The organism is Sphingomonas phyllosphaerae (assembly GCF_036946485.1).
Taxonomy (GTDB): domain Bacteria; phylum Pseudomonadota; class Alphaproteobacteria; order Sphingomonadales; family Sphingomonadaceae; genus Sphingomonas; species Sphingomonas phyllosphaerae_E.
The window spans coordinates 404,346-420,979 of sequence record NZ_JAQIJA010000006.1 but is presented as its reverse complement, the minus strand read 5'-3'; the positions used below and the strand labels follow the sequence as shown (position 1 = coordinate 420,979).

At 68.9% G+C, this 16,634-nt stretch carries 18 protein-coding genes and 1 pseudogene; 9 read left to right on the top strand and 10 right to left on the bottom strand.

Annotated elements, in window-relative coordinates:
- Positions 1-30 precede the first annotated feature (30 nt).
- Positions 31-708, top strand: a complete 678-nt coding sequence (locus PGN16_RS17765) for a response regulator transcription factor (RefSeq protein ID WP_335310691.1) — start codon at positions 31-33, stop codon at positions 706-708.
- Between the two features lies 1 nt (position 709).
- Positions 710-2,029, top strand: a complete 1,320-nt coding sequence (locus PGN16_RS17760; protein ID WP_335310690.1) for a sensor histidine kinase — start codon at positions 710-712, stop codon at positions 2,027-2,029.
- A gap of 119 nt (positions 2,030-2,148) precedes the next feature.
- On the opposite strand, the gene PGN16_RS17755 is transcribed toward PGN16_RS17760, so the two are convergent.
- The 5 genes and pseudogenes from PGN16_RS17755 to hflK all read right to left on the bottom strand — a co-directional run bounded on the left by PGN16_RS17755 (position 2,149) and on the right by hflK (position 8,409).
- On the bottom strand, positions 2,149-2,814 hold the full coding sequence (locus tag PGN16_RS17755; protein WP_335310689.1) for an epoxyqueuosine reductase QueH: 666 nt from the start codon (positions 2,812-2,814) through the stop codon (positions 2,149-2,151).
- Positions 2,815-3,042: 228 nt separating this feature from the next.
- A complete protein-coding gene (locus tag PGN16_RS17750) occupies positions 3,043-4,674 on the bottom strand; it encodes a helicase HerA-like domain-containing protein (RefSeq protein WP_335310688.1) in 1,632 nt (543 codons plus the stop codon).
- A 110-nt stretch (positions 4,675-4,784) separates the two neighbouring features.
- Positions 4,785-6,321, bottom strand: a pseudogene (locus tag PGN16_RS17745) (Do family serine endopeptidase).
- Between the two features lie 109 nt (positions 6,322-6,430).
- Positions 6,431-7,306, bottom strand: a complete 876-nt coding sequence (gene hflC / locus PGN16_RS17740; RefSeq protein WP_335310687.1) for a protease modulator HflC — start codon at positions 7,304-7,306, stop codon at positions 6,431-6,433.
- Positions 7,306-8,409 carry a protease modulator HflK gene (hflK, locus tag PGN16_RS17735; protein ID WP_335310686.1) on the bottom strand — a complete coding sequence of 368 codons (1,104 nt, stop codon included), beginning with the start codon at positions 8,407-8,409 and terminating at the stop codon, positions 7,306-7,308. Before hflK ends, hflC begins: the two co-directional genes overlap by 1 nt.
- 72 nt (positions 8,410-8,481) lie before the next feature.
- Here hflK and PGN16_RS17730 point away from each other — a divergent pair, with 72 nt between their 5' ends.
- On the top strand, positions 8,482-9,426 hold the full coding sequence (locus tag PGN16_RS17730) for an Mrp/NBP35 family ATP-binding protein (protein ID WP_335310685.1): 945 nt from the start codon (positions 8,482-8,484) through the stop codon (positions 9,424-9,426).
- Positions 9,427-9,720: 294 nt separating this feature from the next.
- On the opposite strand, the gene PGN16_RS17725 is transcribed toward PGN16_RS17730, so the two are convergent.
- Positions 9,721-10,422, bottom strand: a complete 702-nt coding sequence (locus PGN16_RS17725) for a c-type cytochrome (RefSeq protein ID WP_335310684.1) — start codon at positions 10,420-10,422, stop codon at positions 9,721-9,723.
- A 100-nt stretch (positions 10,423-10,522) separates the two neighbouring features.
- Here PGN16_RS17725 and PGN16_RS17720 point away from each other — a divergent pair, with 100 nt between their 5' ends.
- Entirely contained in the window at positions 10,523-11,413 is an 891-nt protein-coding gene (locus PGN16_RS17720; protein ID WP_335310683.1) for a prephenate dehydratase, read from the top strand.
- Positions 11,414-11,540: 127 nt separating this feature from the next.
- Here the strand turns inward: PGN16_RS17720 and PGN16_RS17715 are convergent, their stop codons facing one another.
- The gene (locus PGN16_RS17715; protein ID WP_335310682.1) at positions 11,541-11,747 is read right to left on the bottom strand and encodes a hypothetical protein; all 207 of its coding nucleotides are present in this window, start codon (positions 11,745-11,747) and stop codon (positions 11,541-11,543) included.
- 142 nt (positions 11,748-11,889) lie between these two features.
- On the opposite strand from PGN16_RS17715, the gene PGN16_RS17710 reads away from it, so the two are divergent.
- Genes PGN16_RS17710 through PGN16_RS17690 form a run of 5 tightly spaced genes read left to right on the top strand, consistent with a single transcriptional unit; the run spans position 11,890 to position 14,292 of the window.
- Positions 11,890-12,549, top strand: coding sequence for an HAD-IA family hydrolase (locus PGN16_RS17710; RefSeq protein WP_335310681.1), 660 nt, complete (start codon positions 11,890-11,892; stop codon positions 12,547-12,549).
- Positions 12,546-12,752: a hypothetical protein gene (locus PGN16_RS17705; protein WP_028966709.1), complete on the top strand. Its 207-nt coding sequence runs from the start codon at positions 12,546-12,548 to the stop codon at positions 12,750-12,752. The genes PGN16_RS17710 and PGN16_RS17705 overlap by 4 nt, the downstream gene beginning before the upstream one ends.
- Entirely contained in the window at positions 12,749-13,465 is a 717-nt protein-coding gene (locus PGN16_RS17700; protein ID WP_335310680.1) for an ATP12 family chaperone protein, read from the top strand. Before PGN16_RS17705 ends, PGN16_RS17700 begins: the two co-directional genes overlap by 4 nt.
- 40 nt (positions 13,466-13,505) lie before the next feature.
- A complete protein-coding gene (locus PGN16_RS17695) occupies positions 13,506-14,048 on the top strand; it encodes a hypothetical protein (protein WP_335310679.1) in 543 nt (180 codons plus the stop codon).
- Positions 14,049-14,085: 37 nt separating this feature from the next.
- Positions 14,086-14,292, top strand: coding sequence for a hypothetical protein (locus PGN16_RS17690; RefSeq protein ID WP_335310678.1), 207 nt, complete (start codon positions 14,086-14,088; stop codon positions 14,290-14,292).
- 212 nt (positions 14,293-14,504) lie between these two features.
- Here the strand turns inward: PGN16_RS17690 and gmk are convergent, their stop codons facing one another.
- The 3 genes from gmk to PGN16_RS17675 all read right to left on the bottom strand — a co-directional run bounded on the left by gmk (position 14,505) and on the right by PGN16_RS17675 (position 16,629).
- Positions 14,505-15,164: a guanylate kinase gene (gene gmk, locus PGN16_RS17685; protein WP_184035235.1), complete on the bottom strand. Its 660-nt coding sequence runs from the start codon at positions 15,162-15,164 to the stop codon at positions 14,505-14,507.
- A gap of 31 nt (positions 15,165-15,195) precedes the next feature.
- On the bottom strand, positions 15,196-16,026 hold the full coding sequence (fghA, locus tag PGN16_RS17680) for an S-formylglutathione hydrolase (protein WP_335310677.1): 831 nt from the start codon (positions 16,024-16,026) through the stop codon (positions 15,196-15,198).
- Positions 16,027-16,245: 219 nt separating this feature from the next.
- Positions 16,246-16,629, bottom strand: a complete 384-nt coding sequence (locus PGN16_RS17675) for a VOC family protein (protein ID WP_335310676.1) — start codon at positions 16,627-16,629, stop codon at positions 16,246-16,248.
- Positions 16,630-16,634: the final 5 nt, after the last annotated feature.

Genomic DNA, 16,634 nt, shown 5'->3' with positions numbered 1-16,634 from the left:
CGATCATCATCAAAGTGGCGATAATTAACCATGAAGCTGCTGATCGTTGAGGACGACGTCGAATATGCCGCCGCGCTGAAGGCCGAACTGGCGCAGCGCGACCATCTCGTCACGATCGCCGAAACCGGCCCGAGCGCACTGACCGCGATCGAGCGCGACGCATTCGATGCGATGATCCTCGATTCGATGCTGCCGCACCTGAACGGCGTCGCGGTGGTCGAGCGGTTGCGCGATGCCGGGCACAATCTGCCGGTGCTGATGCTGTCGGCGCTCGGGCGATCGACCGAGAAAATCGGCGGCCTGACCGCGGGCGCGGACGATTATTGCGTCAAGCCGACCCCGGCGGCCGAAATCGAGGCGCGGCTGAACGCTTTGCTGCGCGCGCGCGGCTGGACCGCGGCGGGCGACGCCGACATGTTGCGTGCCGGCGACATCGTCGTCAGCCCCGGACAGCATCGCGCCTGGCGCGCCGATCAGCCGCTCGACCTGACGCGGCTCGAGTTCGGCCTGCTCGCCGAACTGGTCCGCCACGCCGGCAGCTACCTGACGCGGGCGATGCTGATCGAGCGCGTCTGGGGCTATGATTTCGAGCCGGGCACCAACATCGTCGACGCGCAGGTACGGCTGTTGCGGCGCAAGCTGACCGCGAACGGCGGCGACGATCCGATCGCGACCAAGCGCGGCGTCGGTTACATGCTGCGCGCGTGAGATGGCGTCGCTCGGGCGGCTGACCGCGCTGTTCCTGGGCGCATTCGGGGCCGCGACCGCGCTGACCGGCTATGCCAGTTACACGGCGTCGCGGCATACGATCGAGACGCTGGTCGACCGGCGGCTGGACGAGGTGAGCCGGGCGCTGCTCGACGAATCGCTGCGCGGCAATGCCGGCGCGATCCTCTCGCGCATCTCGGCGCTGTCCGCGCAGCGCGAAACCGGCGACCTCGGCTTCGAACTGATCGACGCGAAGGGGCAACGGCTGGGCGGCAACGTCACGGTATCCGGCCGGGTGCCCGCGGGTTTCTCGACGCTCGCCGATGGGATGCTGCCCGGCACCGCGACGTTCCGGATGCAGCGCCGCGACGCCGGCGGGGGCCTGCAACTGGTGACCCTGGTCGAAACCGAACCGATCGAGGGCTTCGCGGCGGTCTGGCTGCGCAGCTATGCGCTCGGCTTCGGGTTGATCGTCATCATCGTCGTCGCGGGTGCGGTGTCGTTCAGCACGATCGTGCGGCGACGGATCGGCGAATTGCGCGCCACCGCCGAGGCGATCATCGATGGCGACCTGACGCAGCGCGTGCCGGTCGAACCGGGCAGCGGCGCCTTCGCCGAACAAGCGGCGACCTTCAACCGGATGCTCGACCGGATCGCAGCGCTGGTCGAGAGCCTGCGCCACGTCGGCGGCGACGTCGCGCATGACCTGCGCACCCCGTTGGCGCGACTGCGCAGCCGGCTGGCGCTGATCGTCGCCGAAACGCCGACGCCCGAACTGGAGGCGACACTCGACCAATGCGACGAATTGCTCGCGATGTTCTCCGCGATCCTGCGTATCTCCGAGGTCGAGGGCGGCGAGCGGCGGACGGCCTTCCGCGCCTTTTCGCTGGCGGCGGTCGCGACCGACGTGACCGAGACGCTGGCGGCCAGCGCCGACGACAGCGGTCATACCCTGACGCTGGAGGCGATCGAGGACGGCGATGTCGAGGGCGACCGGCAGTTGCTGACGCAGGCGGCGCTCAATCTGGTCGGCAACGCGCTGACCCACAGCCCGCCGGGGTCGCGGGTGACGGTGGCGGTGACGCGCGCCGCGGCGCAGATGCGGCTGACGGTGACGGACGACGGGCCGGGCATCCCGGCGGCGGAACGTGCGACGGCGCTGCGGCGGTTCGGCCGGCTGGATGCGAGCCGTCATCGGCCCGGCCACGGCCTGGGGCTGCCACTGGTCGAGGCGATCGCGCGGATGCACGGCGGCGCGCTGACGCTGGACGATGCGCGACCGGGACTGCGCGCGACGATCGCGGTGCCGGTGGCGGGGTGAAGTCGAACCGTTTCCTGCCTTCGTCCGTCGCCCCGGACTTGATCCGGGGTCCCGCTTCTTGCCAGCGAGCCGCGTAAGAAGCGGGATCCCGGATCAAGTCCGGGATGACGACATAAGACTCACTCCGCCTTGGTTTCCTCACCGTAATACAGTTCGCCGATGCGGATCTCCTCGCGCCCCTGCGACACGCGATGCGCATTGGTGTCGCGCAGCGAATAGACGCAGCCGCAATATTCCTGCTGGTAGAAATGCTCGCGCTTGGAGATTTCGATCATCCGCGCCGCGCCGCCGCCCTTGCGCCAGTTGAACGTCCAATAGGCGATATCGGGATAATGCGCCGCCGCACGCTCGCCGCAATCGTTGATCTGGGCCATGTTCTTCCAGCGCGAGATGCCGAGCGACGAGGTGATGACCGGGAAACCGTGCTCATGCGCGTAGAGCGCGGTGCGCTCGAAGCGCATGTCGAAGCACATCGTGCAGCGCAGCCCGCGCTCGGGCTCTAACTCCATCCCGCGCGCGCGCTTGAACCAGTTGACGGTGTCGTAATCGGCATCGACGAACGGGATGTCGTGCTTCTCGGCGAAGCGGATATTCTCCTCCTTGCGGAGGATATATTCCTCCTTGGGGTGGATGTTCGGATTGTAGAAGAAGATCGTATAGTCGATCCCGCTCGCGGTCATCGCCTCCATCACCTCGCCCGAACAGGGCGCGCAGCAGGAATGGAGCAGCACTTTCTTGTGCCCGTCGGGCGGGGTGAGCAGCGGGCGGTCGTAGTCGGTCGTCATGCGCGCCGCCTTAGCGGAAAATGTCCGGGTGGTCACGGCCGCTCAGTCCGTCATTGCGAGCGTAGCGAAGCAATCCAGAGCCGGACCAAGACGCCCTGGATTGCTTCGCTACGCTCGCAATGACGACCATGGCTATCCTATCATTGTCATCCCGGGCTTGACCCGGGATCCCGCTTCCTTTCGACCCGAGCAAAAAGCGGGGCCCCGGATCAAGTCCGGGGCGACGTGTCAACGCCGCATCAACCCGCCGAGCACGCCGCGCACCACCTGCCCGAGCAGCCCGCCACCGCTGGACCCGCGCCGCGAGCCGCCGAACACCGCCTTGGTCACCTCGTTGGCCACCGCCCGTCCGACCGCCGACGACGCCGAACGCGAGGCGGAGGTCATTGCACGGTTCCACGGATCGTTGGCCGACTCACGCTCGGCCGCGCGGCGCGCGCGATCTTCCTCACGCGCGGCGCGATCCGCCTCGCGTGCAGCACGCGCGTCCTCCTTCGCCTGCGCCGCCGCGGCCTTCTCCGCCTCGGTCGAGGCGCGCGCCGCCGCAGCCGCGGCCGCCGCCTCCTGCGTCTTGGCCGTCAGCAGCTCTTCCGCCGATTCGCGATCGACCAGCGTGTCGTACTTCGTGCCGATCGCATCGGTCTGGATCAGCACGCGCCGTTCCTCCGGCGTGACCGGGCCGACGCGGCTCGACGGCGGGCGGATCAGCGTGCGCTGCACCGGCGACGGCGCGCCGTCGGGCTGGAGCAGCGACACCAACGCCTCGCCGGTGCGCAATTCGGTGATCGCGGTCGCGACGTCGACATCCGCATTGGCGCGGAACGTCTCGGCGGCGGCCTGCACCGCCTTGCGGTCGCGCGGGGTGAAGGCGTTGAGCTTGTGCTGGACGCGGTTGCCCAATTGTCCCGCGACGCTGTCGGGCACGTCGATCGGGTTCTGCGTGATGAAATAGACGCCGACACCCTTCGAGCGGATCAGCCGCACGACCTGCTCGATCCGGTCGAGCAGCGCGGGCGGCGCCTCGTCAAACAGCAGATGCGCCTCGTCGAAGAAGAAGCACAATTTCGGCTTGTCGGCATCGCCGATCTCGGGGAGGAACTCGAACATCTCGCCGAGCAGCCACAGCAGGAAGGTCGAATAGAGCTGCGGTGAGGCCATCAACTTGTCGGCGGCGAGGATGTTGACCAGCCCGCGCCCGTTATCGTCGGTGCCGAACAGGTCCGACAACGCCAGCGCCGGCTCGCCAAAGAAATGCTCGGCGCCTTGCGCGCGCAATTGCAGCAGCGCGCGCTGGATCGCGCCGACCGATTGCTTCGAGACGTTGCCGTAGCGGGTGGTGAGCTCCTCGGCGCGCTCGGCGCAATGCGCGAGCATCGCCTGCAGATCGTCGAGGTCGAGCAGCAGCAGGCCTTCTTCGTCGGCGACATGGAAGGCGATCGTCAGCACACCCTCCTGCACCGCGTTCAGCCCCATCAGCCGTGCGAGCAGCAACGGCCCCATCTCGCTGATCGTGGTGCGGACCGGGTGGCCCTGTTCGCCGAACAGGTCCCAGAATTGCACCGGGGTGTCGGCATATTTCCAATCGGTCGCGCCGATCTCCGCGGCGCGTGCGGCGAAGGCGGCATGGGTCTTCGCAGTCGCCGCGCCGGGCATCGCGAGGCCCGACAGATCGCCCTTCACGTCGGCGAGGAAACAGGCGACGCCAGCGTTCGAAAAGCCCTCGACGATCCCCTGCAAGGTCACGGTCTTGCCGGTGCCGGTCGCGCCCGCGATCAACCCGTGGCGGTTGGCGCGCGCGAGATCGAGCCGCTGCGGATCGGCTCCGCCCTCGCCTGCGCCGATCAAGATACCGTCCGCCACGCGCCTGTCTCCCGAACCAAAAGGGCCGCCGCATCATGCGATGCGGCGGCCCGTTTGACTAGTGACCTGCCCCGTCGCCCCGGAGTTGATCCGGGGTGACGGAAAGGGACTTACTTGATCTTTACCGCGAGGAAGCCACTGGTCTGGCGCCCGCGCGTGATGTTGAGCAGCACCGACGGGCGTCCCGCCGCCTTGGCTGCCGCGACGATCCGCGCGACATCCGCCCCGGTGCGCACCGGCTGCGAATTGACCGACGAGATCACGTCGCCGCGCTTCAGCTTCTGTCCGGCGTCGCTCGAAGGATCGACACCGGCGACGACCACGCCCTGCACGGTCGAGTCGACGCCGATCGAGCGCGCGATCTGCGGGGTGAGCGGCTGGACCGAGACACCCAGCGAGCTTGACCCCGGCGTCGCCTGCGCGCCGCTGTCATCGTCGGGCAGGCCGTCGTCATCATCGCCTTCGCCGTTGATGACCTTGAGCTGGTCGTCGGACGGGCGCGTCGACACTGTCGCATTGAGCGACTGCCGCTTGCCGTCACGTATGATGTCGAGCTTGATCGTCGAGCCCGGCGCCGCAGCGGCGACCAGCGACGACAAGGTGCGATCCGGGGTCACCGCCTCGCCGTTGATCGCGACCACCACGTCGCCCGCGCGCAGCCCCGCCTTGGCGCCCGGACCGCCCGGCTCGACCCGACCGACGATCTCGCCCTGATCCTTCGGCAAACCGAGTGCGGCGGCGATGTCGTCGTTCACGCGCTGGATGCTGACGCCCAGATAGCCGCGCTTGACCGACTCGCCCTTCATCAGCGTGGCGAGGATCGGCTTGGCCTCGGTCGCGGGAATCGCGAAGCCGATGCCGATGTTGCCGCCCGACTGCGAATAGATCTGGCTGTTGATGCCGATCACCTCGCCATTCAGGTTGAACATCGGGCCACCCGAATTGCCCTGGTTGATCGCGGCATCGGTCTGGATGAACGTGTCGAACGGACCCGGCTGCCCGGTCGAGCGATGCACCGCCGAGACGATGCCGGCGGTGACGGTGCCGCCCAGCCCGAACGGCTGACCAATCGCGACCACCCAGTCGCCGACGCGCGCACGCGTCGAGTCGCCGAGCTTCACGAACGGCAGCGGGGTCGGCGAGGTGATCTTGAGTACCGCGAGGTCCGAGGTCGGATCGCGGCCGATCAGCTTCGCCTTATATTCCTTGCGGTCCTGCAAGGTGACGGTGATCGACTCGACGGTCGCGCCCTTCGCCGCCGGAGCGATGACGTGGTTGTTGGTGACGACATAGCCGTCCGCCGAGATCAGGAAGCCCGAGCCCAGCGACTGGCCCTCGCGGGTGACGGGGGGCGCCGCCGCCACCGCCGCCGAACTGGCCGAACAGGTCGCCGAACGGCGTGCCGGCGAACGGGTTCGCCTGTTGCTGGACGGTCACCTTCTGCGTGGTGGAGATGTTGACGACTGCCGGCTGGAGCTTCGCGACCATGTCGGCGAAGCTCATCGGCGCGCCGGCACGCGGCGCGGCGGCGCTGATCGCGCCCGGCTCGTTCTGCGCGATCTGCGCGGTGGCCGGATTCTGGAGCGCGAGCGACGCGGCCGTGCCGCCAAGCAGGAGGGCGCCGGTCAAGGCGTAAGCGTAACGCACGGTTTTCATGTCCTCTTGGTCACCCGATCCGAAAGTGATGAATACACTGCACCCTGTGCGGCAATCGCGATGAACGGCGTTTGAATATGAACGCCGCGCTCATCACCGATTAACGACCGCCGCCCTCGAACGCACGAAGATAGCCATTGTTCGGGCTCATGATGATATTGGTCGAACCTTCCGGCTGCTGACCGCCATCGGCCCCGAACGTATGGCGATAGCTCTGCATCGCGCGATAGAAGTCATAGAAATCGGCGTCCTTGCTGAACGCCTCGGCATAGATGCGCGCGGCCTGCGCATCGGCCTCGGCGCGGACGATCTGCGCCTGCTTCTGCCCCTGTGCGCGGATCGTGTTCGCCTCCTGCTGGCGCGCGGTGCGCATCCGCTGGAGCGCGCTGTCGAGCGGGCTGCCGTCGGGCAGGTCGGCATGCTTGATTCGCACGTCGACGATCTCCGCGCCGTACTGGCGCGCCGAGCCCTGCAACGAGTTCTGGATCGCATCCATCACCGCGCCGCGTTCCGGGCTGAGCAGCACCGCGAACGGCACCTTGCCGAGTTCGTTGCGCAGCGCGGTGCCGAGCAGCGGGCGCAGCTGATCCGCGACACGCTCCTCGGTGTTCGACGTGCTCCCGGTCGAGGTCACCGCCTTGAGCGGATCGACGATCCGGAAGCGCGCATAGGCATCGACGTTCAGCCGCAGCTGATCGGTCGACAGCACCAGCGTATTATCGAGATCGGCGTCGAGCACGCGCTTGTCGACCCAGACGATCTTGTCGATGAACGGCACGCGCGCGATCACGCCCGCGCCGGTGTTGCCGATCATCTGCCCCGGCTGCCACTGATTGACCAGCCGCACCGGATTGTTGAGCCGCAGGACCACCGCCTGCTGCGTCTCGGGCACGATCGCGAAGGTCGCCGCGGCGACGATCGCCAGCACCAGCGCCAGCATCCCGATCGCGATCGGGTTACGCGTCAGCTGGCTCATCAGCGCTGCCCTCCCTGAGCGGGGGCGGCAGGCGCGGTCGAGGTTCCTTGCGTCGGCTCGACCAGCTTGCGCGCGCGATCGAGCGGCAGATACGGCGTCACGCCCGGCGTCTCGACGATCGTCTTGTCGGTCTTGGCCAGCACGGCCTCCATCGTCTCGTAATACATGCGGCGGCGCGTTACCTCAGGAGCTAGGCGATATTGCGCATAGACCTGGTCGAAGGCCGACGCCTCGCCCTGCGCGCGCGCAATCACCTGCTGCGAATAGCTGCGCGCGTTGTTGAGGTTGCCGACCGCTTCCTGCTGCGCGGCGGTGACGGCGTTGAAGTCGTCGACCAGCGCCGCGGGCGGCGATGCCTGCTTGATCGACACGCCCTGCACGCGCACCCCGGCCTGATAGCTGTCGAGGATCTGCTGCATCGTCTGCGTCACGCGCGCCTCGATCAGCCCGCGCCCGGCGCCGATCGCGTCGTTCATCCGCGTGGTGGCCAGCACCGCGCGCATCGCGCTCTCCGCGGTGGCGCGGACGGTTTCCTGCGGGTCCTTGATCTCGAACACGTAGTTGCGCGGATCGGACACACGCCAGCGCACCGTATAGGCGAGGTCGATGATGTTCTGGTCGCCGGTCAGCACCGTCTCCCCGCCGTCCTGCGGGAATTCGTCGGTGCGCACCTGCTCGACGTCGACCTTGGTGACGTTGACGATCGGCGCCGGCAAGGTGACGCGGATGCCGGGCTCCAGCATCCCCGAGTATTTGCCGAAAGAGGTGACGACGCCGCGCTGCTGCGGCCCGATCTGGTGGAAGGACGTCAGCAGCAGCCACACCGCGACGAGCAGCCCGACGCCGATCAGCCACAACGTCCGCGCCGACGCGCCGAGCGGCAGCTGCGGACGGCCGCCGCCACCGCCACCGCCGCCACCGACCCGCGTCTTCTTGAGGAATTCATCGAGCGCGGTCGGCTTGGCCGAACCGCGCCGCCCACCCGGCGGCACCGACCAGGGATTGCGCGGGCCGGCATTGTCGTCGCCGCCGCCTCCCCACGGTCCATTATTGTCGGCAGCAAGGATGATCGGGCGCCGGAGCCAGCGTCGCAGGATGGTCATGTTGGCCTTTATAGGTGCGCGATCCACGAAAAACAGTGGCAAGCGGCGTGCACGCGCCTACGGATCGCCCTCATGGACGAGAAAGAAGTGGCAGCAGCCGTCGCCGCGGTGGCCGGAACCCGTGCAACCGTGCGAATCGAGGGACAGCGGATCGGCGTCGTGATCGACGCCGCCGGGCTCGACGCCCCGGCGCGCGATGCGCTGGAGGCGAGCGTGCGGATGGCGGCGGCGCGCCCCGGCTATGAGGTGCGCACCGTCGTCACCGCCGAGCGCGTCGCGCGCCGCATCGTCGCGGTCGCCAGCGGCAAGGGCGGCGTCGGCAAGTCGACGCTGTCGGCCAATCTCGCGATCGCATTGGCGAAGGCCGGGCGGCGCACCGGGCTGGTCGACGCCGACATCTACGGCCCGTCGCAGCCGCGACTGATGGCGGTCGAGGGCACACGGCCCGAGGCGCGCGACAAGGTGTTGCTGCCGGTCGCGACGCCTTTTGGTGTGCCGCTCTTGTCGATGGGGCAATTGGTCGAGCCCGGCCGCGCGATCGCGTGGCGCGGGCCGATGACCGCGGGGGCGCTGGGGCAGCTGATCGACGCCGACTGGGGCGCGACCGACACGTTGGTGGTCGACCTGCCGCCCGGCACCGGCGACGTGCAACTGACGATGGTGCAGAAGCATCGCCCGGCGGGCGCGGTGATCGTCTCGACCCCGCAGGACCTCGCGCTGATCGACGCACGCCGTGCGATCGACCTTTTCGAGAAGGCCGGCGTGCCGATCATCGGGCTGGTCGAGAACATGGCCGGCTATGCCTGCCCGCATTGCGGCGAGGTGTCGGACCCGTTCGGGCGTGGCGGCGCGGAGGCGGCCGCGCGCGAGGCGGGGATCGCGTTTCTGGGGCGTGTGCCGCTCGACATCACGATCCGCACGGCGTCGGATGCCGGCCAGCCGCCCGCGGCGGAGGCGGACGACCGCGTTTTCGCGCCGATCGCGGCGCAGGTCGCGGCGTGGCTGGCGGCGGGGTGAGCGTAGCGTGGCTGCGAGCCTGATCCGACGCCCCGCTTCTTCATACGCGGGGTAAGCGCAGCGCGGCGGGGGCAGCCGGAGCGCGATCCCCATCCTCACACGTCGCCCCGGGCTCGACCCGGGGCCCCGCTTCTTCTGCCACCGCGCGTGAGAAGAAGCGGGGCCCCGGATCAAGTCCGGGGCGACGAACTCAAACACGTCATTGCGACCCCGGCGTAGGCCGGGGGAAGCAATCCAGGGCCGGACCAGGACGCTCTGGATTGCCGCGCTACGCTCGCAGTGACGAGCCGGAACTTACTGCTTGGCGGGCGGCGTCGCGCCCAGCGCCTTGTCTTCCTTCGCCGCCGGGTCGACCGACGGCGCGCCCGACGCCGGGGTGCCGGTGTTGGCGAGATCGGCGGTGTCGCCCTTGGTCGCCTCGGTGACGTTGGCCACCGCCGGGTCGGTCGGCGCCGCCGCACCCGCCGCCGGGGCGGCCGGCAGCGGCAGGTTGGAGCCCTGCTGGTTCAGATAGGCGATGATGTTCGCGCGATCCTCGGCATTGCCCAGCCCGGCAAAGGTCATCTTCGTGCCGTTGGCGAACTTGCGCGGGCTGGTCAGCCACGCGTTCATCTTCTCGAAGTCCCAATTGCCGCCGACGCTCTTCAGCGCGTCGGAGAAGGCGAACCCGCCCTTGCCCTGCCCGATCGGCTCGCCCAGCGTGCCGTACAGGTTCGGCCCGATGCCGTTGGCGCCGCCCTGGTTGATCGTGTGGCAGGCCGCGCACTTCTTGAACACCTCGGCACCCTTGGCCGGATCGGCGCTGCCCAGCAGCGACGCGATCGGCACCGCGGCCGCACCGCCCTCGCCGCCGGCCTCTTCCACGCCCTCGATCGCATAGCCCGGCTTCTCGGGGCGCTCGCCGTGGAACAGCATGCCGCCCGCGATCGACAGCCCCAGGGCCGTTCCCGCCGCCGCCAGCGCCCAGCCGAAAATCGTGTTGGTCCGATCGTCCATGTCGCCGTTTCGCCCCTCTTCCTTCAGCGTTCCATAGAAAGGGCTCCCGCGCATCGCAAGCGCTTGAGCGGCGCGGCATGCTCTTCTAGGCCACGCGGCCATGCAAAGTTACGCCGCGCCTGCCCGCCCGATCGTCGCCGCCATGGCCGCCGCCGCCGCTGCCGAGCCCGGGCGCGCGGTCGCGTTTCAGGGTGCGCCGGGCGCGAACAGCCATGTCGCGGTGCAGGAGGCGTTCCCCGACGCGCTGCCGCTGCCATGCTTCAGCTTCGAGGATGCGCTGGACGCGGTGAAGACCGGTGCGGCCGATTGCGCGATCATCCCGATCGAGAATTCGCTGCACGGCCGCGTCGCCGACATGCATTTCCTGCTGCCCGAATCCGGGCTGGTCATCACCGGCGAGCATTTCCTCGGCATCCGCCACGCGCTGATCGGCTGCGGCCCGCGCGACGGCGTGCAACAGGCGATGAGCCATCCGCAGGCGCTGGGGCAATGCCGCCACTGGCTGAAGGCGCATGGCATCGCGCCGGTCAATTATCCCGATACCGCCGGGGCGGCGGCGGTGGTCGCCGAGCTGCGCGATCCCAGCATCGCAGCGCTGGCCCCGCCGGGCGCGGCGGCGATCTATGGGCTGGAGCTGCTGGCGACCGACATCGCCGACGCCGACCATAATACGACGCGCTTCGTCACGCTGGCGCGCGGCGCGCGGTCCCTGTCGGGCGAAGGGCCGTGGATGACGACCTTCATCTTCGCGGTGAAGAACGTTCCCGCCGCCCTCTACAAGGCGATGGGCGGGTTCGCGACCAACGGCGTCAACATGACCAAGCTGGAGAGCTACCAGCGCGGCGGCAGCTTCGCGGCGACCGAATTCTATTGTGATGTCGAGGGGCGGCCCGGCGATCCCGCCTTCGATCGGGCGATGGAGGAACTGGGCTTCCATTCGAAATGGGTGCGGGTGCTGGGCACCTATGCGCAGGCGCGCAAGCGCGGGTAGCCGGCCGTCTGACAATCGACCTTTATCCCGTCATCCCGGACTTGATCCGGGATCCCGCTTCTTCTTTCTGAACGGCAAAAAAGAAGCGGGGCCCCGGAGCAGGTACGGGGCGGCGACAGCAGACCGATCAGATCGCCATCGCCGAATCGGTGATGACGCCCCACGCCGCATAGCTGGCGGCCATCAGCGCCACCGAGCAGGTGATCCCGAACAGCACATAGCCGACATAGGTGAGCATCGGCGGGTTGGCGCGCGCCAGCTTGCGGTTGCGCGAGGCACCCGCCAGCACGAAACTCAGCAGCATCCCATACGTTAGTGCAACGGCTTCGATCATTACCCGCCCCTCGGCTCCGGCTAAAGTTGCGCACGCCCCCCGGCGTCCGTGCGCGATTAACCATAGCTTCGGTCCGTCACGAAGTCGTTAACGCGCGCCTCGCCGCTTGCCTCCCACGCTTCGCCGACTAACAGGCGTCTTCATGCCCATCCGACTCGCCGTCTTCGATTGCGACGGCACGCTCGTCGACAGCCAGGCCAACATCTGCCGCGCCATGGAACACGCCTTTGCGGCGCTCGGGCTGGTCGCGCCACCGCGCGCCGCGATTCGCGCGATCGTCGGGCTGAGTCTGGTCGAGGCGATGGCGCTGCTCGCTCCCGGTCTCGACCCGGCGGTGCATCTGGCGCTGGCCGATGCGTACAAGGCGATCTTCCGCCGGATGCGCGAGGACGGCGAGCTGGACACCGAGCCGCTCTACGACGGGCTGGTCGAGGCGCTCGACGCGCTGGCGGCGGACGGCTGGTCGTTCGGCGTCGCGACCGGCAAGTCGGATCGCGGGCTCGCGCATGTGCTGGCGGTGCACGGGATCGCCGATCGCTTCGTCACGTTGCAGACCGCCGATCGCCACCCCTCCAAGCCCGATCCCGCGATGCTCCACGCCGCCATGGCGCAGGCCGGCGCGCTGCCCCATATGACAGCGATGATCGGCGACACGACGTTCGACATGGCGATGGCGTGCGCGGCAGGTGCGCGCGCGATCGGCGTGAGCTGGGGCTATCACCGCGAGGACGCCCTGTGGCAGTCCGGGGCGGCGCGCATCGCGCACCGCTGCGCCGAGCTCCCTGCGTGTCTGGCGGCATGAGCGATCCGGCACGCGGCCGCTGGGCGGCGATCGTCGCGACGCGGCTGGCGGGGACCGCCGGCGCGCTGCTCGGCGTGGTGTTGCTCGGGCGCGCGCAGACCTTGGGGCCGAAGCTGCTGGGCGTGGCGATCGTCGTCAGCGCCCTGTGGATGATCGCCACCGTGCCGCGCGCGCTGGCCCGGCGCTGGAGGAGCCCGAAATGAAGCGTTTCTGGACCGAGGTGACGGTGGATGCCGACCGCGCGATCCGGCTCGACACGCGCCCGGTGCGGACGCCGGGGCGCGCGCCGCTCGCGCTGCCGACGCTGGCGCTGGCCGAGGCGGTCGCCGACGAATGGCGCGCGGTCGGCGAGACGCTCGACCCGCGCGCGATGCCGCTGACCGGGCTCGCCAATGCCGCGATCGACCGGATCGCGCCCGCACCCGCGGGGTTCGCCGCCGGGCTGGCCGCCTATGCCGAGAGCGACCTGCTCTGCTACCGCGCCGACGCGCCCGCCGAGCTGGTCGCGCGGCAGGCAGCGGCGTGGGACCCGCTGCTCGACTGGGCGCGCGATCGCTATGACGTGCATTTCGAGATCGTCACCGGCGTGATGCACCGCGCCCAGCCGCCCGCGACGGTCGCGCGGCTGGCTGAGGCGGTGGCGAGTCGCGACGCCTTCGCGCTCGCGCCGCTGTCGCCGCTGGTGACGCTGACCGGCACATTGGTCGGCGCGCTGGCGCTCGCGGAAGGCGCGGTGATGCCGGACGGACTATGGACGGCGGCGATGGTCGATGAGGACTGGCAGGCGGAGCGCTGGGGCGAGGACCTGCTCGCCACGCAGGCGCGCGCGGGCAAGCGCCGCGACTATGACGCGGCGGCGCGGTTCCTGTCGTTGCTGGGCGACGGTCGCGCGGGTTGCGGGCACGATCGCGAATAAGGCATACTCCCGTAACGATCGACGAAGGGGGAGATGAGCGATGCGCACGGGCTGGACGATGGCACTGATCGCTGCGGCGTCGACCCTGGCAGCGCCCGCACTGGCGCAGGATAGCGACGGGACCGATCATCCACTGCTCCCGCGCTACGCCGGCGCGGAGATCGACGGCTATCGCGCCGCTTCAGAGGACGAAGTGACGATCCCCACCGGCCCGATCGCGGCCGAGGACGACACCGCCAACCGGCGCCTGCTTACCGGGCAAGTCACCCACATCGATTATCGCGTCAAGCCGGCGACCGCCCCGCTCCAGATCGAGCGCTACTACGCCGATCTGCTGAAAACCGCCGGATTTCAGACCCTTTTCGCCTGCACCGGCCCCGCCTGCGGGCGCGACATGGGCGCGCTGATCCTCAATTCGGGCAAGGTCGCGCCGACCGGGCTGGCGGACGGACTGTTCAACGACCGCATCCGCGTCCGCATCGCACGGCGCGCCGACACCTGGGTGCTGCTGCACATCGCCGAGGGTCCGGATCGGTCGCAGGTGTTCGAGACGGTGGTCGAGGGGGCGACGGCGGGGCAGTGACGGCCGCCGCCTCACGACGGACCGGCTGGAGGCCAAGATGCTGCTGACGATCGCACTCGCCCTCGCGGCACCGATATCCTGTACCGACGTGAAGCGCATCTGCCGCGCCTGCCCGACCGGCGGGTCCAACGCAGGCTGTTCGAACATCGGGATCGCGTGTCAGCCGTCGATCCGCATCTGTCGGCAGAAGGACGGGATGACGGTGCCAGCCAACGGCACATCGACAAAGAAGCGCGGCAGCTAACCGTCAAATCGGTCCTTCTCGCGAAGGCGGGATCTCTGCGAAACTCCCATCGTCATGCCGGACCGGGTCCGGCATCCACCGGTTCGCGAGCGTCGACGTCGTTGATGTCGAGGAGCAGTGGACCCCGGAACAAGTCCGGGGTGACGAGCGAGCGAGGGCAACCGACAGACTTTCGCAAAGGTCCCGCCCGCGAGGAATGACGTACCTCGCCCCTACCCCGCCGGCGTGCGCAGCTTGCGGATGAACCCGATCAGCCCGGTCTGGCGCGAGCGCTTCAGCCGCTCGGCGGCGAGGATCGTCTTCACCTTGGCGTAGCAGCTCTCGACATCGTCGTTGACCAGCACATAGTCATAGCCGTCCCAGTGACTGATCTCGGCATCGGCGCGGCTCATCCGGCGCTCGATGATCTCCTGCGCGTCGGTGGCGCGGCCCTCGAGCCGGCGGCGCAGTTCCTCCATCGACGGCGGCAGGATGAACACGCGCACCACATCGCCGCCCGCGATCTGGTGGAGCTGCTGCGCGCCCTGCCAGTCGATGTCGAACAGCACGTCCTTGCCGTCCGACAGCATCGCGTCGACGGGCGCGCGCGGCGTGCCGTAGCGCTGGTCGAAGACGTGCGCCCATTCGAGGAACTCGTGGTTCGCCGCCATCTCGCGGAATTTATCCAGCGAGACGAAATGGTAATCGCGCCCGTCCTCCTCACCGCGACGGATCGCGCGGGTGGTGGCGGACACCGACAGCGACAATTCGGGCTCGCTGGCGAGCAGCATCCGCGCGATCGTCGACTTCCCCGCGCCGGACGGCGAGGACAGGACGAACAACAGGCCGCGGCGCTTCATGTGGTGCGGGTCGGCGGGGAGGCGATCGGGCATGGGGGCTGATGCCCCGCCCCGCCCGGTTGCGTCAAGCGCGCAGCCGCGCCGCGTGCCACGCCAGATGATCGGCCATGAAGGTCGAGATAAAGTAATAGCTGTGGTCGTAGCCCGGCTGCATCCGCAGCGTGAGAGCGATCCCGGCATGGGCGCAGGCGGTCGCGAGCAGTTCGGGGCGGAGTTGCTCGGCAAGGAACGAATCGGCATCGCCCTGATCGACCAGCATTTCCGGCACACGCGCGCCATCCTCGATCAAAGCGACCGCATCGTGGCGGCGCTTGGCGGCCGCGTCGTCGCCCAGATAGCGGTCGAGCGCCCTGCTCCACGGCACTTGGTTGGGCGCGACGACCGGCGCGAAGGCGGAGACGGCGCGGAACCGCTCCGGGTGGCGCAGCGCGACGGTCAGCGCGCCATGCCCGCCCATCGAATGCCCCATGATCGACTGGCGCGTCATGTCGGCGGGGAACTTCGCGCCAACCAGCGCCGGGAGTTCGGCGGTGACATAGGACCACATGCGATAATGCGTCGCCCATGGCGCTTCGGTCGCGTCGACGTAGAAGCCCGCGCCCTTGGCGAAGTCCCACGCATCCTCGTCGGGTACGTCGTCACCGCGCGGGCTGGTGTCCGGCGCGACGAAGATCAGCCCGTGCTCGGCGCAGGCGCGACGGAACTCGCCCTTGTCAGTGACATTGGCGTGGGTGCAGGTCAGCCCCGACAGATACCAGACCACCGGCAGCGTCGCGCCCGGCGCGTGCTCGGGGACATAGACCGCGAAGGTCATGTCGGTGCCGGTCGCGGTCGAGCGGTGGCGGAATACGCCTTGCGTCCCGCCATGCGCGCGGGCGGTGGAGACGGTTTCCATCGATGATCCTTTCAAGGCCTTCTATCGGGGCATCGCCCTTATCCGTCGCCCCGGACTTGATCCGGGGCCCCGCTTTTCCCTTCGGTCGAGAAAAAGCGGGATCCCGGATCAAGTCCGGGATGACGGAAGTACGTCGTCATTGCGAGCGTAGCGAAGCAATCCAGTGTCGGATCAGGACGCCCTGGATTGCTTCGCTACGCTCGCAATGACGGCCAGCACTCACGCCGCCACGCGATACGCGCCGCACAGCTTGTTGCCGTCCGGATCGCGCAGATAGGCGAGGTAGAGCTGCCCAAACGGGCTGGTACGCACCCCCGGCGCGTCCTCGATCGCGGTTCCGCCATGGGCGACGCCCGCCGCGTGCCATGCCTGCGCCTGCTCCGGTCCGCTCATGCGAAAGCCGATCGTCCCGCCATTGGCGTGGCACGCCGGCGCGCCATCGATCGGGCGCGAGATCATGAACAGCGCGCCGTCATGCGCGTAGACGACGCGGCCTTTCTCGTCCTGCCGCCCTTCGCGCCCGCCCAGCGCCGCGAACAGCGCGTCGTAGAAGGTCTTCGACCGCGCCACGTCGTTCGATCCGACCATCACATGACTGAACATCGTCG

Excerpts from the sequence above, each read along its gene's own strand:
- PGN16_RS17765 (WP_335310691.1), top strand. The coding sequence starts at position 31 with ATGAAGCTGCTGATCGTTGAGGACGACGTCGAATATGCCGCCGCGCTG.
- PGN16_RS17760 (WP_335310690.1), top strand. The coding sequence starts at position 710 with ATGGCGTCGCTCGGGCGGCTGACCGCGCTGTTCCTGGGCGCATTCGGG.
- PGN16_RS17755 (WP_335310689.1), bottom strand. The coding sequence starts at position 2,814 with ATGACGACCGACTACGACCGCCCGCTGCTCACCCCGCCCGACGGGCAC.
- hflC (WP_335310687.1), bottom strand. The coding sequence starts at position 7,306 with ATGAGCCAGCTGACGCGTAACCCGATCGCGATCGGGATGCTGGCGCTG.
- hflK (WP_335310686.1), bottom strand. The coding sequence starts at position 8,409 with ATGACCATCCTGCGACGCTGGCTCCGGCGCCCGATCATCCTTGCTGCC.
- PGN16_RS17730 (WP_335310685.1), top strand. The coding sequence starts at position 8,482 with ATGGACGAGAAAGAAGTGGCAGCAGCCGTCGCCGCGGTGGCCGGAACC.
- PGN16_RS17725 (WP_335310684.1), bottom strand. The coding sequence starts at position 10,422 with ATGGACGATCGGACCAACACGATTTTCGGCTGGGCGCTGGCGGCGGCG.
- PGN16_RS17720 (WP_335310683.1), top strand. The coding sequence starts at position 10,523 with ATGCAAAGTTACGCCGCGCCTGCCCGCCCGATCGTCGCCGCCATGGCC.
- PGN16_RS17715 (WP_335310682.1), bottom strand. The coding sequence starts at position 11,747 with ATGATCGAAGCCGTTGCACTAACGTATGGGATGCTGCTGAGTTTCGTG.
- PGN16_RS17710 (WP_335310681.1), top strand. The coding sequence starts at position 11,890 with ATGCCCATCCGACTCGCCGTCTTCGATTGCGACGGCACGCTCGTCGAC.
- PGN16_RS17705 (WP_028966709.1), top strand. The coding sequence starts at position 12,546 with ATGAGCGATCCGGCACGCGGCCGCTGGGCGGCGATCGTCGCGACGCGG.
- PGN16_RS17700 (WP_335310680.1), top strand. The coding sequence starts at position 12,749 with ATGAAGCGTTTCTGGACCGAGGTGACGGTGGATGCCGACCGCGCGATC.
- PGN16_RS17695 (WP_335310679.1), top strand. The coding sequence starts at position 13,506 with ATGCGCACGGGCTGGACGATGGCACTGATCGCTGCGGCGTCGACCCTG.
- PGN16_RS17690 (WP_335310678.1), top strand. The coding sequence starts at position 14,086 with ATGCTGCTGACGATCGCACTCGCCCTCGCGGCACCGATATCCTGTACC.
- gmk (WP_184035235.1), bottom strand. The coding sequence starts at position 15,164 with ATGCCCGATCGCCTCCCCGCCGACCCGCACCACATGAAGCGCCGCGGC.
- fghA (WP_335310677.1), bottom strand. The coding sequence starts at position 16,026 with ATGGAAACCGTCTCCACCGCCCGCGCGCATGGCGGGACGCAAGGCGTA.
- PGN16_RS17675 (WP_335310676.1), bottom strand. The coding sequence starts at position 16,629 with ATGTTCAGTCATGTGATGGTCGGATCGAACGACGTGGCGCGGTCGAAG.